The 13,750-nt window shown below is 73.7% G+C and carries 12 protein-coding genes and 1 pseudogene; all 13 read right to left on the reverse strand.

Going from position 1 to position 13,750, the window contains the following annotated elements; all coding sequences use genetic code 11:
- Window positions 1–7: 7 nt before the first annotated feature.
- The gene (locus tag ACFYX4_RS32980) at window positions 8–1,369 is read right to left on the reverse strand and encodes a glycosyltransferase 87 family protein (protein ID WP_389341090.1); all 1,362 of its coding nucleotides are present in this window, start codon (window positions 1,367–1,369) and stop codon (window positions 8–10) included.
- On the reverse strand, window positions 1,366–2,772 hold the full coding sequence (gene mptB, locus ACFYX4_RS32985) for a polyprenol phosphomannose-dependent alpha 1,6 mannosyltransferase MptB (protein WP_389341093.1): 1,407 nt from the start codon (window positions 2,770–2,772) through the stop codon (window positions 1,366–1,368). The genes ACFYX4_RS32980 and mptB overlap by 4 nt, the downstream gene beginning before the upstream one ends.
- 164 nt (window positions 2,773–2,936) lie before the next feature.
- The gene (locus ACFYX4_RS32990; RefSeq protein WP_389341096.1) at window positions 2,937–4,253 is read right to left on the reverse strand and encodes a hypothetical protein; all 1,317 of its coding nucleotides are present in this window, start codon (window positions 4,251–4,253) and stop codon (window positions 2,937–2,939) included.
- 66 nt (window positions 4,254–4,319) lie between these two features.
- Window positions 4,320–5,258: a glutaminase gene (locus tag ACFYX4_RS32995; RefSeq protein WP_389341099.1), complete on the reverse strand. Its 939-nt coding sequence runs from the start codon at window positions 5,256–5,258 to the stop codon at window positions 4,320–4,322.
- A gap of 29 nt (window positions 5,259–5,287) precedes the next feature.
- Window positions 5,288–6,712, reverse strand: coding sequence for an aspartate ammonia-lyase (gene aspA, locus ACFYX4_RS33000; RefSeq protein ID WP_389341102.1), 1,425 nt, complete (start codon window positions 6,710–6,712; stop codon window positions 5,288–5,290).
- Between the two features lie 138 nt (window positions 6,713–6,850).
- Window positions 6,851–7,867, reverse strand: a complete 1,017-nt coding sequence (locus tag ACFYX4_RS33005; protein WP_389341105.1) for an asparaginase — start codon at window positions 7,865–7,867, stop codon at window positions 6,851–6,853.
- Window positions 7,868–7,910: 43 nt separating this feature from the next.
- Complete coding sequence (locus ACFYX4_RS33010; protein WP_389341108.1) at window positions 7,911–8,621, reverse strand: FadR/GntR family transcriptional regulator; 711 nt, start codon at window positions 8,619–8,621, stop codon at window positions 7,911–7,913.
- Between the two features lie 52 nt (window positions 8,622–8,673).
- On the reverse strand, window positions 8,674–9,510 hold the full coding sequence (locus ACFYX4_RS33015; RefSeq protein ID WP_389341112.1) for an undecaprenyl-diphosphate phosphatase: 837 nt from the start codon (window positions 9,508–9,510) through the stop codon (window positions 8,674–8,676).
- Window positions 9,511–9,602: 92 nt separating this feature from the next.
- A complete protein-coding gene (gene crcB / locus ACFYX4_RS33020; protein ID WP_389341115.1) occupies window positions 9,603–9,968 on the reverse strand; it encodes a fluoride efflux transporter CrcB in 366 nt (121 codons plus the stop codon).
- A gap of 95 nt (window positions 9,969–10,063) precedes the next feature.
- Window positions 10,064–10,498 (reverse strand): annotated as a pseudogene (locus ACFYX4_RS33025) (fluoride efflux transporter FluC); the annotation flags it as partial.
- 76 nt (window positions 10,499–10,574) lie between these two features.
- Window positions 10,575–11,537: an SMP-30/gluconolactonase/LRE family protein gene (locus ACFYX4_RS33030; RefSeq protein WP_389341118.1), complete on the reverse strand. Its 963-nt coding sequence runs from the start codon at window positions 11,535–11,537 to the stop codon at window positions 10,575–10,577.
- 61 nt (window positions 11,538–11,598) lie between these two features.
- Window positions 11,599–11,886, reverse strand: coding sequence for an ArsR family transcriptional regulator (locus ACFYX4_RS33035; RefSeq protein ID WP_389341121.1), 288 nt, complete (start codon window positions 11,884–11,886; stop codon window positions 11,599–11,601).
- A gap of 219 nt (window positions 11,887–12,105) precedes the next feature.
- Complete coding sequence (locus ACFYX4_RS33040) at window positions 12,106–13,671, reverse strand: arabinogalactan endo-beta-1,4-galactanase (protein ID WP_389341124.1); 1,566 nt, start codon at window positions 13,669–13,671, stop codon at window positions 12,106–12,108.
- Between the last annotated feature and the right edge of the window lie 79 nt (window positions 13,672–13,750).

Genomic DNA, 13,750 nt, shown 5'->3' on the forward strand with positions numbered 1-13,750 from the left:
ACGCCGTCTACGGGGAGGCGCGCGAGCTGCTGGACTGGGGGTTCGACGCGGCCGGGCGGCTCGAACCGGTGGGCTCGCTGGACGGGCTGCGCGAGCGGCGGCGTCCGGCGTCGGGGCCCGAGGTGGCGCCGGTGACGGCGGCGGCCGCCTCCCCCGGCGGCCCCGGCTGGGCGGACGCCGCCCTGATCACGGGCGCGGCCCTCGTCGGCGCGGCGGCCGTGGCGCTGGCGCTGCGGCCGAGGAGGCGACGCACGCCGTCGGGAGCGTGACCCGCCGGCAGCCCCACGAGCAGGCCGAGCGTGATCCAGGTGTACAGGTTGCCGCCGAGGAAGCCGTCGACGCCGGACGCGTCGTCGAACCACAGCCACACCACGCTCGTGCACAGCACCGCGTACAGCGCGGCGGCCACGCGTGCGTGCCCGGCGCGGAGCAGCACCGCGAAGGACGGCAGCAGCCAGACCAGGTGGTGCACCCAGGTGATGGGGCTGACCAGGCAGGCCGTCAGACCGGTCAGGGCGAAGGCCGCCGGCCAGTCCCCGTCGGCCGCCGCCCGCCGCGACCGCCACGCCCACACGCACAGCACCAGCGCCGCCAGCGCCGCCCACACCGGCCGGCTCTCCACGCCGAGCCGGGCCAGGACGCCCTGGAGCGACTGGTTGGAGACGTAGTCGAGCCGGCCGACCCGGCTGGTGTCCCACAGGGCCCGCGTCCAGTAGAAGCGGGAGGCGTCCGGGGCGACCAGGGCCGCGAACGCCGTCGCCGCGAAGGCCACGCCGGAGGCGACCGCCGCCGCCCGCCGCCGGCCGGCCACGAGCAGCAGGCCGATGAAGAGCGCCGGCGTCAGCTTGATCGCCGCCGCGAGGCCGATGCCGACGCCGGCCCAGCGGGAGCGGCCGGCTGCGAGCAGCGCGCAGTCCGTCAGGACCAGGGCCAGCAGCAGGACGTTGACCTGGCCGAAGCTGAAGGTGTCCCGCAGCGGTTCGAACAGGGCGAGGACGCAGGCGGCGAGGGCGACGCCGTACCAGCCGAGCCGGTGCCGGCCGGGGCCGGCGAGGACGCGGAGGGCGACGGCGAGGGCCGCCAGGTTGAGCAGCAGGGCCGCCGCGATCGCCGTGCGCAGCCCCACGAGGGCCATCGGCAGCATGACGACCGCCGCGAACGGCGGGTAGGTGAACCCGTACGGCGTGCCCGGCACCCGGTAGTCGTAGACGCGTCCGCCGTCGTGGATCCAGTTGGTGACGGCGCCGTGATAGACCCGCAGGTCGAACCAGTCGCGCAGCAGGGGCACCGTCGCGGTGAAGACGGTCACGGCGGCCGCGAGGGCGAAGAGCAGCAGCAGACGGTTGCGGTCGGTGGACGTGCGGGTCATGCCGTACGCCCCAGGGCGGCCGGGGTCCGGGCGGCGAGGTGGGCCTGCCACAGGAACACCGCCGCGAGCGCGCCTCCGCAGAGCGCGAGGACGAGTCGTCCGGCGTCGGCCGGGCCGCCGTCGGGGAGGACGGCGAGGGCGAGGACGCCGGCCACGGCCGCCGTCCGGTGCCGTACGGAGGTGCTGGGGGCCGCGGCGGCGATGAGGAAGAGCCCCCACAGCGCGTACCAGGGGCGGATGGCCGGGCCGAACGCGGCGACCGCGGCGAGGCTCAGGCCGAGCGCGTACACCGGGCGCGGGCGCAGCCGCCACCAGATGGCGACCAGGGCCACGGCGGTGACGGCGAGGCCCAGTGTGTGCCAGACGGGGACGGCCAGCGGCGCGAGGTCGCTGCCGAGGCCCTCCAGCAGGGCGCGGGTGGCGCGGCCGAGCAGGGTGGTGAGGGCCCAGTTCTGCGGGGAGACCGGGGTGTCCAGGGCGCTGATCCAGCCGTAGCCGGTGCCGGCGACGGCGGTCGCGGTGACCGTGGTGACGGCGCAGGCCGCCGTCGTCGTCAGGACGGCGCGCAACGGGTGGTGTCCGGCGCGCAGTTGGAGGGCCAGGACGGCGGCGAGGCCGAGCGCCGCGGGGGCCTTGACCAGGGCGGCGAGGGTGACCAGGACGGCGGCGAGGACGAATCTGCGGCCGAGGGCGGCGACGAGGCCGACGCCGAGCAGGCCCAGCATGATCGCGTCGTTGTGGGCGCCGGCCACCAGGTGCAGCAGGACCAGCGGGTTGAGGACGCCCAGCCACAGCGCGGCGGCCGGGTCGGCGCCGCTGTGCCGGGCCAGCCGAGGCAGGGCGGCGGCCATCAGCGCCACCCCGCACAGCGCGACGCACCGCATCCCGATGAGCCCGGCAGGCAGTTCGCCGCTGGTGAGGGCGGACAGCGCGGCGGCGACGGCGAGGAACACCGGGCCGTAGGGGGCGCCGGTGTGCTGCCACAGCGGGGCGACCTCCCCGGCGAGCGGGCCGCCGAGCCGGGCCGGGCCGTGCGCGTACACGTCCATGTGGGCGTCGACCATCGCGCCCTGGGCCAGGTAGCTGTAGACGTCCCGGCTGAACAGCGGCGGCGCGATCAGCAGCGGGGCCGCCCACACGGCGAGGACGACGATCAGGGCGCGCGGGGTGGGCGGGTCGCCTTCGCGCACCAGGCGGCCGAGCAGCAACCAGGCCGCGGTCAGCAGCACCAGCCCGAAGTACACCGCGACCAGGCCCAGCACGGCGTGCGGCGAGGACGGGGCGATGAGTTCGCGGACCGGCAGCGCGCCGGCCGTCTCGCCGCCCAGGGCGAGAGCGGCGGTGGCGGCCAGGCCCAGCACCTGACAGCGACGGAGATCGACGGGAAAAGCCTTGGCCAGCACGCGGTCAGCGTGTCAACGCCGGATGTCCGGAAGGCGACGTCCCGCCTGCGCGACGACGGCCTGCGCGTGACCGCCGCGTGAGCGGCCCGAACGGCCGGCGGAACGGGACGACGGAAGTCGGCGTCAGGAGCCCTCGACGGCCGCGGACGAGGCGTGGGGAGCGGTCAGAGGAAACGGGAACTGGGCACCGGTCCGGAGGACTTCACGCGGGCCCGGTCGCCGTGCAGCCAGGTGCCGCGGACCGCCGCGACGAAGTCCGTGAGCCGCTCGACGGGGTCGGCGGGCGTCTGCCCGTCGCCCTCGTCCGGCGTCGGGTCGGCGGCCACGATCTCGGCGGCGATCTCCGCCTCGGGCCGTCCGTCGGGCTCGCCGCGCTCCACCCCGCCGTCGGCGCCCTGCCGCAGCCCGGCGCCCCAGGGTGCCACCACGGTCTGGTGGAGCAGGGCGACGCTGTCCGGGGCGACGGCCGGGGTGTCCGTCCAGCAGCTCGCGTGCTCGTGCAGCACCTGCCCCGGCGTCCTGCCTACCAGCTGGCCGATCACCACGGGCCCCCGCGAGACCTCCAGCGTCTCGTTCAGGTCGTAGGCGATGACGACGGTGTCCTCGCGCTCCGGGTCGAAGTGCTCCGCCGGCAGGCCGAGCACCTCGGCGGCGGCCAGGCCCAGGATGCGGCTGTCGCGGTCGGGCAGCAGGGACACCGAGCGCGGGCGCAGCCCGGCGGCGGCGAGCACCGCCTTCAGCCGCAGCAGGCCCCGCAGACAGTTGTCGTGGGTGTCCTGGAGGTAGGCGAACCGGCCGGTCATGCCCGCGTCGAAGCCGTACGGAGAGAGCGTGCCGAGCACGGTGCCACCCGTGACGTACTGCCAGCCGCGCAGGTCGGCGCGGTCCAGGGGGCTCGCCGGCCCGGCGGCGGCGGCCCGCTCCAGGACGAGGTTCTGGCGCTCGCGGGCGGGCAGCCACATGTCGTCGTCGGGGTCGGGCAGCAGCGCGTGGTGACGGCGGGCCAGCTCCAGGTCGCCGGCCAGGACGGCGTTGAACACCAGCAGGTAGCGGTCCGGCCAGGCGGCGAGTCCGCTCTCGTGCGCGGCGAGCACGTCGGCCGCCTCGCGGTGGCGCTCCTCGTCCTCGTACGCCGAGACCAGTTCGCGCAGGACCGCCGGGGAGTCCTGGGCCAGGCGGAGCGCCTCGCGCAGCGCGGGCACCGCGAGGTAGGAGACGCCGCGCTCCACGCACGCGTACCCGAATCCGTACAGCGTCTGCGCCTGGTCGGGCTGTGCGGTCACGGCGGTCGCGGCCTGGCGGAGGTCGTCGAAGCCGGCGGCCTCGGCGGCGCGGGCGACCACGAGGGCGACCTCGGCGAGCGGGGCGTCGGGCGCCTGCCGGAGTTGGCGCAGCGCTCCGGGGACGTCACCTGCGTCGAGGCTCTCCCAGGCCTTGAGGAGTTCGGGGGACTTGGGGCGGCGGGGCTTGCGCGAGAACATGGGGACGATCTTCGCGGTGACCGGACACGCACTCAACCGGATTGATCCGGTGAGCGGCAGACCGGTTCAGAACACCGACAGGCCGGTCAGGGTCGTGAAGCGGTCCAGGGCCGCGACGCCGGCCACCGAGTTGCCGCGCTCGTCCAGGCCGGGGCTCCACACGCACAGCGTGCAGTGGCCGGGGACGACGGCGATGATGCCGCCGCCGACGCCGCTCTTGCCGGGCAGGCCGACACGGTAGGCGAATTCGCCGGCCGCGTCGTAGGTGCCGCAGGTCAGCATGACGGCGTTGACCTGTTTGGCCTGGCTGCGGGTGAGCAGCCGACTGCCGTCGGCGCGGACGCCGTGCCGGGCGAGGAAGCCGGTGGCCTGGGCGAGGGCGGCGCAGGACGCGGTGATGGAGCACTGGCGGAAGTACTGGTCGAGGAGGACCGGCACCGGGTTGTCGATGTTGCCGTACGACGCCATGAAGTGGGCGAGGGCGGCGTTGCGGTTTCCGTGCGCGGACTCGGAGGCGGCGACCTCCAGGTCGAAGTCGAGGGCGGGGTCGCCGCTCTCGGCGCGCAGGAACGCCAGCAGTTCGCCGGCCGCGTCCCCGGTACGGGTGTGGAGGCGGTCGGTGACGACGAGGGCGCCGGCGTTGATGAACGGGTTGCGCGGGATGCCGTTCTCGTACTCCAGCTGCACCAGGGAGTTGAAGGGGTTGCCGGAGGGCTCGCGGCCCACGTGCTCCCAGAGCGCGTCGCCCTCGCGGGCCAGGTCGAGGGCGAGGGTGAACACCTTGGTGATGGACTGCGTGGAGAACGGCTCGCGCCAGTCCCCCACCCCGTACACCGTGCCGTCCGGTTCGGCGACGGCCATGCCGAACCGGCGGGGGTCGCGGGCGGCGAGCGCCGGGATGTAGTCGGCGGACCGGCCCCGGCCGGGCGTGCGCTCCATCTCCTCGGCGATGCGCTCCAGGACCGGCCGGAAGCTGGAGGAGGACGTCGTCGTCATGATCGCCATTGTGCCTGCTCGGCCCTCCTCGGGGCCGGTCAGGCGAGGGACTGCGGGGCGAGCGGCGAGCCGCTGCCGGCGAGGACCTCGGGGCGGAGCAGGGCGGTGAGGATCTCGGCGGGCAACAGGCCCTTCTCCAGGACGAGTTCGGCGACGCCGCGGCCGGTGGCGAGGGCCTCCTTGGCGATGTCGGTGGCCGCCGTGTAGCCGATGTGCGGGTTGAGGGCGGTGACCAGGCCGATGGAGTTCTCGACCGTCGTGCGCAGCACCTCGGTGTTGGCGGTGATGCCGGACACGCAGCGCTCGGCGAGGGTCAGGCAGGCCGCGCGCAGATGCGTGATCGACTCCGAGAGGGAGTGCAGGATGATCGGCTCGAAGGCGTTGAGCTGGAGCTGACCGGCCTCCGCGGCCATGGTGATGGTCACGTCGTTGCCGATCACCTCGAAGGCGACCTGGTTGACGACCTCCGGGATCACCGGGTTGACCTTGCCGGGCATGATGGACGAACCGGCCTGCACCGGCGGCAGGTTGATCTCGCCGAGACCCGCGCGCGGTCCCGAGGACAGCAGCCGCAGGTCGTTGCAGCTCTTGCTGAGCTTCACGGCGATCCGCTTGAGCACGCCCGACATCTGCACGAACGCCCCGCAGTCCTGGGTCGCCTCGACCAGGTTGGCGGCGGTGACCAGCGGCAGCCCGGTGATCTCGGCGAGGTGGCGGCGCGCCGACTCGGCGTACCCGGCGGGGGCGTTGAGGCCGGTGCCGATCGCGGTGGCGCCGAGGTTGATCTCGTGGATCAGCTCGACGGCCTCCGCGAGCCGGCTGCGGTCCTCGTCCAGCATCACGGCGAACGCCGAGAACTCCTGGCCGAGCGTCATCGGCACCGCGTCCTGCAACTGCGTGCGGCCCATCTTCAGCACGTCGCGGAACTCCACGGCCTTGCGGCCGAACGCGTCCTGGAGGACCGCCATCGCCTTGAGCAGCCCGCGCACCGCGAAGACGGTGGCGACCTTGACGGCGGTCGGGTAGACGTCGTTCGTCGACTGCCCGAGGTTGACGTCCTCGTTGGGGTGCAGGAACCCGTACTGCCCCTTCTCGTGCCCGAGCAGCTCCAACGCCCGGTTGGCCACGACCTCGTTGGCGTTCATGTTGGTCGAGGTGCCGGCGCCGCCCTGCACCACGTCCACCACGAACTGGTCGTGCAGCCCGCCGTCCCGTATCTCCCGGCAGGCGGCGACGATCGCGGCGGCCTTCTCGGGCGCGAGCAGCCCGAGCTCCTCGTTGGCGAGGGCGGCGGCCTCCTTCACGGCGGCGAGGGCGTCGATGAGGTGCGGATAGGCGGAGATGGGGGTGCCGGTGATGGGGAAGTTCTCGGTGGCGCGCAGGGTGTGGACGCCCCAGTACGCGTCGGCGGGAACATCCCGGTCGCCGAGCAGATCGTGTTCACGACGGGTGACGACGGTCATGAGATTCCGGGTCCTCTTCCAGAAGGGGGGAGGGGAGGCGCCCCAAAGGGGCGCGGGGCGGTGTCGATGTGCGGCTACCGCCGCGGGGCGCGACCAGCCACAACAGGCCCGCAGACGAATTCGGCCCGACCAGCGGAGCTACACGCAGGCCGCCTCCGGCACAGGATCCAGCGCACGGACCACCCGCACACACCCCACCGGTTCACCCCCGCCGAGCAGCGGCTCACCCGCGAACTCGGCAAGGAGAGCACCCTCAACGCCGGCGCGAGCAAGTGCCGCCGCGGTCACGGGAATCCTCGCCCGGTTCGCCCCGTCGGCGATCTTCACGGCGACCGCGCGGCCGTCGGGCAGCGCGGCGACCTCGACGCCCTCGAAGCCGTCCTTGGCGAGCAGCCCCGGCACGGCCCGCATCAGCGCGGCGACGTCCCGGTCGGCGCCGGAGGCCATCTCGGCGTGCTCGCGCATCGCGTCGGCGACGCGGGCCTCCGGGGTGCCGGGGGCCGCCGTGGTGATGCGGGCGGCGGCGCGGGCGAGGCCGTGCAGGGAGACGGAGAAGAGGGGCGCGCCGCACCCGTCGACGGTGACGGCGGCGATCCGCTGCCCGGTGAGGTCCTCGACGATCTCGGCGATCGCCTGCTGGAGGGGGTGCGCCGGGTCGAGGTAGCCGTCGAGGGGCCAGCCGTTGAGCTTGCAGGTGTAGAGCATGGCGGCGTGCTTGCCGGAGCAGTTCTGGGCGAGGCGGGAGGGCCCGCGCCCGTCGCGGATCCAGGTGTCGCGGATCGCCGGGTCGAACGGCATGTCGGGGACGTTGCGCAGGTCGTCCTCGGCGAGGCCGGCCAGCTCCAGGATGCGCCGGGCGCCGTCGAGGTGGCGTTCCTCGCCGGAGTGGCTGGCGGCGGCGAGCGAGAGCAGCTCGCCGTCGAGCGGGAGTCCGGCCCGCACCATGGCGACGGCCTGGACGGGCTTGAGCGCCGAGCGGGGGTAGAAGGCGACCTCGATGTCGCCGAGCTGGAAGCCGACCTCGCCGTCCGGGCGGAGGACGACGACGGAGCCGTGGTGGACGCCTTCGGTCACCCCGCCTCGGACGAGGTGGGCGACGGGGGCGTGGAGGGGTTCGCGGACGGCGGGGGCCTGGACGAGGGAACTGCTGTACATCACTGCCTGATCACTGGTCGGTGGGCGTGGGCCTGCGTGGGGTTCACGCGTCGGCCCCGGGCATGGTGCGCACGATGTCGGCGAGGGTGGTCGAGACGCGGTCCAGGTGGTGGCTCATGGCCTCGACGGCGTCGCGTTCGGAGCCGTCGATCAGCGCCTCGACGATGGCCCGGTGCTCGCGGTCGGACTGCTCGCGACGGCCGCCCAGCTTGTCGAGGAAGGCCGACTGGCGTGCCAGTGCGTCGCGGATCTCCTCGATGACCCGGCGGAACACCGGGTTCTGGGCGGCTTCGGCGACGGCCAGGTGGAAGAGGGTGTCCATCGCGACCCACGCGGTGGTGTCCGTCTCCCGCTCCATGCGGTCCAGGAGGTGGGCCAGGTGGTCCAGGTTCTCCGGGGTGCGGCGCAGGGCCGCGTACCCGGCGACCGGGACCTCGATGTGGCGGCGCACCTCCAGCAGGTCGCTGGCCGCGTAGTCGCCGAAGGTGGGGTCCTCGACGGTGCTCGCGATGACGAAGGTGCCCTTGCCGGTCCGCGACATGGTCAGGCCCATGGTCTGGAGGGCGCGCAGGGCCTCCCGCAGGACGGGCCGGGAGACCTCCAGCGTGCGGCAGAGCTCCGCCTCGGAGGGGAGCTTGTCGCCGATGGCGTACTCGCCGCGTTCGATGGCGCCGCGGAGGTGGCCGAGGACCGCTTCCATCGCACTCACGCGACGCAGCGCCGGGCCACCTGTCTGGCTGTCTGACAGGTTCACGGAACCCGATGTTCCGGGAGGCCCGGGGTGGATGTCAAGGCCGGCCCGCAGCTCACCCCTCCAGCACCCCCGCCCCCAGCAGCCCGAACAGCAGCACCCCCACCGCGAGCCGGTAGATCACGAACGCGGTGAAGGTGTGCTTCGCGACGTAGCGGAGGAGCCAGGCGATGGAGGCGTAGGCGACGGCGAACGAGACGGCGGTGCCGACGATCAGCGGGGCCGCGCCCGCGCCCGTCCCGAGGGCGTCCTTCAGTTCGTACAGGCCCGCGCCGGTGAGGGCCGGGATGCCGAGGAAGAAGGACAGGCGGGTGGCGGCGACGCGGTCCAGGTCGAGCAGGAGGGCGGTGGACATGGTCGCGCCGGAGCGGGAGAAGCCGGGGAAGAGCAGCGCGAGGATCTGCGAACCGCCGACCAGCATCGCGTCCTTGAAGGACGTGTCGTCCTCGCCGCGCTTGTGCCGGCCCAGGCGGTCGGCGGCCCACATCACCGCGCTGCCGGCGATCAGCGAGCCGGCAACCACCCAGAGGGAGGCGAGCGGGCCGTGGATGAGCGGCTTCGCGGCCAGGCCGACGACGACGATCGGGATCGTCGCGAAGATCACCCACCAGGCGAACCTGTAGTCGTGGTGCTGCCGCTCCTCCGCCCGGAAGAGGCCGCGCGTCCAGGCGGAGACGATCCGCGCGATGTCGGAGCGGAAGTAGACCAGCACGGCGGCGATCGCCCCGACCTGGATGACGGCGGAGAAGCCGACGACCGCGTCGTCGTCGACCGGGATGCCCATCAGCCCCTCGGCGATCTTGAGGTGACCGGTGGAGGAGACGGGGAGGAACTCGGTCACTCCCTCGACGGCTCCGAGGATGACGGCCTGGCCGACGGAGATGGCGCTCATTTGATCCAGTCCTGGCGGTGGTACGACGGGGCGGTGCCCAGTCCTACCAGGCGCGGGTGCGGATCCCGCGCATTCACCGCGTCCGGCGGATCTTAAGGCCACACGGACTGCCCCAGGGCGAACCCTGCGAACGCCGCGGCGAGGCCCGCCGCCACGCTCCCGACGACGTTGACGAAGGCCTGCGGCCCGGCACCCGTCTCGGTGAGCCGGAGGGTCTCGTAGGAGAAGGTGGAGTAGGTGGTCAGCGCGCCGCACAGCCCCGTGCCCAGGAAGAGCCGCAGGTCGGGGCCGACGGCGGCGGAGCCGGTGAGCACGCCGAGGACGAGGCAGCCGGTGACGTTGACCGCGAAGGTGCCCCAGGGGAAGGCCGAGGCGTGCCGGGACTGCACGAAGCGGTCGGTCAGATAGCGCAGCGGGGCCCCGATCACGCCGCCGGCGACGACGATCAGCCAGTTCACGTCGACCTCTTACCTTCTGTGCCCGAATTGCCGGGATCGTCCTCGACCGGGTCGTCCGGTCCCGGCGTGCCCGCGGCGGCGAGGCCGCTCGGCAGGCGCAGGGCGCGGCGGGTCGCCGTCGCGGTGAGCCACACCGCGGTGAGCGCGGCGAGCGGGGTCGCGGCCAGGTAGACGAGGGCGGTGCGGGTGCGGCCGGTGTCGAAGAGGTGCTGGAGGTCGACGGCGTACGTCGAGAAGGTGGTGAAGCCGCCGAGGACGCCGGTGCCGAAGAAGGGGCGGACCAGGCGGTGGGCGGTCAGCGCCTCGGTGACGACCACCATGAACAGGCCGATGACGGCGCAGCCGGCGGCGTTGACCCAGAACGTCGTCCAGGGGAAGCCGCCGGCCGGCGTGGGCCATCGCAGGGCGGCGGCGTAGCGGGCGGCGGCGCCGAGTCCGCCGCCGGCGGCGACCGCGGCGAGCACCGGGAGCGTCCCCGCGCCGCCGGTCCCCGCGCCGCCGCTCCGCTTCCCGGCCTCCGGGGCTGTCATGTCGTACGTCTCCCGCCTGCGCGACCATGTGACCCGTGGCTGGCGGGTCAGGGCTGGTCGACAGGGTAACGCCGGATCATCGGGGCGCGGGCGCCTCGCAGATCGCTATGCCGCGCTCCCACAGGCTGCCGAGGACCAGCCGGCCGCGGGCCTCGCAGACGCTGGTGACCATGCGGAAGCCGGAGCGGCGGCGGGTGAGGTGGTGGACGGTGCGGCCCTCGTCGTCGACGGCGAGCACGCCGATGAAGCCGGAGGGCCGGAACGGCGCGCGCAGCGCGAGTCGGGCGGCGCGGCGGCGGACGTCGGGGGCGGCCCGGTGGAGGAGGTCGAGCGGGGGGACGCGCGCGCCGGCCAGGGCGACCCAAACGGGGCCGTCGGGGGTGCCGCGCCACAGGTTGTCGGGGAAGCCCGGCAGGTTCTCGACGAGGGGTTCGGCGCGGCCCGCGCCCGGTCCGGTGAGCCGGTAGCGGGTGAGGCGGCGGGCGCCGGTCTCGGCGACGACGACGCTGGAGCCGTCGCCGCTGAGGGCGAGGCCGTTGGCGAACTGAAGGCCCTCCAGGAGGACTTCGGGTTCCTTGTCGTCGGGGGCGAGGCGCAGCAGCCGGCCGGTGCCGGTGTGTTCGACGAGGTCGCCGAGCCAGTCCTCCAGGGGGTGGACCTGGCTGGAGACGGTGAAGCAGACGGAGCCGTCGGGCAGGGCGACGACGTTGGAGCAGAACCGCAGCCGCTCCCCCGCCGCCCATTCCGCGAGGACGCGCACGGTGCCGGAGCCGGTGTCGACGCGCAGCAGCGCGCCGTCGGCGTCGCACACCAACAGGTCGCCGTCGGGGAGGAGTTCGAGGCCGAGCGGGCGGCCGGCGATCTCGGCGATCTCCTCGACGCGGGCCGTCACGGGATCCTCCAGGCCGTCGATGCGCAGGATCCGTCCGTCGGCCAGTCCGGTCAGCACGCGTCCTCGGCGGTCGGCCACGACGTCCTCGGGGCCGTGGCCGCCGAGGGAGAGGTATCGGAGGGGGACGAGATCCGTGGGACGGTCCATGGGTGGTGCCTGCCCTTCGCTCGGGGGTGTCACTGCCGGGGTGCGGGTTCCCTGCGGGGCGCTACCACCCCTTCTCGAACATCCTGGCCACCTCGGCGATGCGCATCTCGTCGCGCCGGTAGTGGGTGCGGCGGCGGATCCGCTTGGCGCGCAGCAGACCGAGGTCGGCGAGGAGGGTGAGATGGGTGTCCGCGACTCTGCGGTGCACGCCCAGTTTCGCCGCGACGGCGTCCGCGGTGACGCCGTCGTCGACGAGGTCGGCGTGCCGTTGCGGCGGGAAGTGCCGGGTCGGATCCTTCAGCCACTCCAGGATGGCCAGACGCCGTTCGCTGACCGGAGTCCTCAGCATGTCGTCCCCTCCGTCCCTGGGATCGGGGCCCTGGTTCCGCGTCCCTCCCACTCTTCCGCAGCCGGGGCCGCCGTGTCCCGGACTCCGTCACCCTTGGCCGGGATCGAACACCCTTGCCCACTACGGCAGTTCGAGGATGTCGCCGGGATCGCCTCCGGGAAGCGGGAGGGGCCCGGCCGCACGACGGCGACCAGGCCCCTCCCCCGCGAGGTCAGCGGGTCAGCGGTGGCTGAACCACGCCGTGGAGGACAGCGCCCTGTCGTCGTAGCCGAACAGGGCCTGGTTCTCCCAGCCGTTGCCGGAGGCGGCGTCGGTCGGGTCCCAGCCGTTGCCGGGGACGGCGGTCCACGTCGCCTCCCAGTAGAAGACGCCGAGGCCCCGGCCGCCGGGGACGGCCTCCACGATGTCGGCCACGGTGTTCATCCAGGCGAGCTGCCCGGCCGGGGTCGCCGGGTAGCCGGGGACGAGCTCACCGGGGAGGTCGATGATGTTCTCGTGCGTGTCCTTGCTGTCCAGCCGGAACGGGTAGGCCGTCTCGGCGAGGAAGACGGGCTTGCCGTAGCGGGCGGCCGCGTCGTCCAGGGTGGTCTGGAAGTCGGCGAGGGCGCCGTGCCAATAACCGTAGTAGGACAAGCCGATGGCGTCGAAGCGCACGCCGTTGGCCACCGCGCTGTCGAACCACCAGCGCGTGCCGGCCAGGTCGCCGCCCTTGGCGAGGTGCAGGGCGACGGCGGTGGACGGGGCGACCGCCTTGACGGCGGCGTAGCCGGAGTTGAGCAGACCGGCGAGCTGCGCCCAGTTGTCGGTGGAGCCCTCGGACCACAGCATGCCGCCGTTGATCTCGTTGCCCACCTGGACCATGTCGGCGGTGGTGCCCTGCGCCTTCAGCGCGTTCAGCACGTCGTAGGTGTGCTGGTACACGTCGGTCTTGAGCTGACTGTACGAATGGCCCGCCCAGGCGGTCGGCTTGCTCTGCGCGCCCGGGTCGGCCCAGGTGTCGGAGTAGTGGAAGTCGACCAGCAGCTTCTGGCCCGCCGCCTTGACCCGCTTGGCCAGTGCCAGCACCCGCGCCTTGCCGTGGTAGCCGTCGGCCGCGTCGACCCACACCTTCACGCGCGCGTAGTTCATGCCGGCGTTCTTCAGGATGCCGATCGCGTCGCCGGTGCTGCCCGAACTCGTCCGGTACACACCGCCCTTGGCCTCGCTCTTGGGGAGGGAGGAGATGTCGGCGCCCTTGACGGCCAGTCCGCCCGTGCCGGAGGCGGGAGCGAAGGTGAGGTCGTCGACGTTGATCCAGTTGCCGGCGTTGGCGTCGCTGCTGACGCTGATCGTGCACTGGTTGTTCGTCACCCGGACCGGTGTGACGATGCGGATCCAGCCGCCGGCGGAGACCGGCAGAGCGGTGCGCTGCTCGGCGCCGCCGCAGTTCTTGAGGGCTATGTGGGCGGAGTTCTGGCCGCCGCCGGAGCGCACCCACGCGGTCAGCCGGTAGGCGCCGTTGGCGAGCCCCGACAGGTACTGGTACGTCTCCACCTTGTACGCGGTGGACGCCCAGTGGGACAGGCGGTGGCTGCCGCCGTGTCCGCCGGCCTCCGTGAACGAGGCGGCGGTGCTGCCGTACTCCGACCAGCCGCTGGGCACGGCCGCGCCGGCGCCGTCGGCCTCGAAGCCTGCGTTGGTGAGCGTGGCGGCGGCCTGCGCGGTCTGCGCCGGGAGGGCGGTGAGGGCGAGTCCCGCGGTGAGCGGGAGCAGCAGGGCCCTGAGCGTGCGTCTGGGATGGAACATCGTCGTCCGTCGTCCCTTCGACGTGGTGGGGTGGGAATTCCGGGGGCGGTCTCCCCGGGTGAGAGCCCCCTCCGCCCGC

It is taken from the genome of Streptomyces sp. NPDC002328 (assembly GCF_042890065.1).
Classification (GTDB): domain Bacteria; phylum Actinomycetota; class Actinomycetes; order Streptomycetales; family Streptomycetaceae; genus Streptomyces.

Excerpts from the sequence above, each read along its gene's own strand:
- ACFYX4_RS33005 (WP_389341105.1), bottom strand. The coding sequence starts at position 7,867 with ATGTACAGCAGTTCCCTCGTCCAGGCCCCCGCCGTCCGCGAACCCCTC.
- ACFYX4_RS32990 (WP_389341096.1), bottom strand. The coding sequence starts at position 4,253 with ATGTTCTCGCGCAAGCCCCGCCGCCCCAAGTCCCCCGAACTCCTCAAG.
- ACFYX4_RS32980 (WP_389341090.1), bottom strand. The coding sequence starts at position 1,369 with ATGACCCGCACGTCCACCGACCGCAACCGTCTGCTGCTGCTCTTCGCC.
- aspA (WP_389341102.1), bottom strand. The coding sequence starts at position 6,712 with ATGACCGTCGTCACCCGTCGTGAACACGATCTGCTCGGCGACCGGGAT.
- ACFYX4_RS32995 (WP_389341099.1), bottom strand. The coding sequence starts at position 5,258 with ATGGCGATCATGACGACGACGTCCTCCTCCAGCTTCCGGCCGGTCCTG.
- ACFYX4_RS33030 (WP_389341118.1), bottom strand. The coding sequence starts at position 11,537 with ATGGACCGTCCCACGGATCTCGTCCCCCTCCGATACCTCTCCCTCGGC.
- ACFYX4_RS33035 (WP_389341121.1), bottom strand. The coding sequence starts at position 11,886 with ATGCTGAGGACTCCGGTCAGCGAACGGCGTCTGGCCATCCTGGAGTGG.
- ACFYX4_RS33015 (WP_389341112.1), bottom strand. The coding sequence starts at position 9,510 with ATGAGCGCCATCTCCGTCGGCCAGGCCGTCATCCTCGGAGCCGTCGAG.
- ACFYX4_RS33040 (WP_389341124.1), bottom strand. The coding sequence starts at position 13,671 with ATGTTCCATCCCAGACGCACGCTCAGGGCCCTGCTGCTCCCGCTCACC.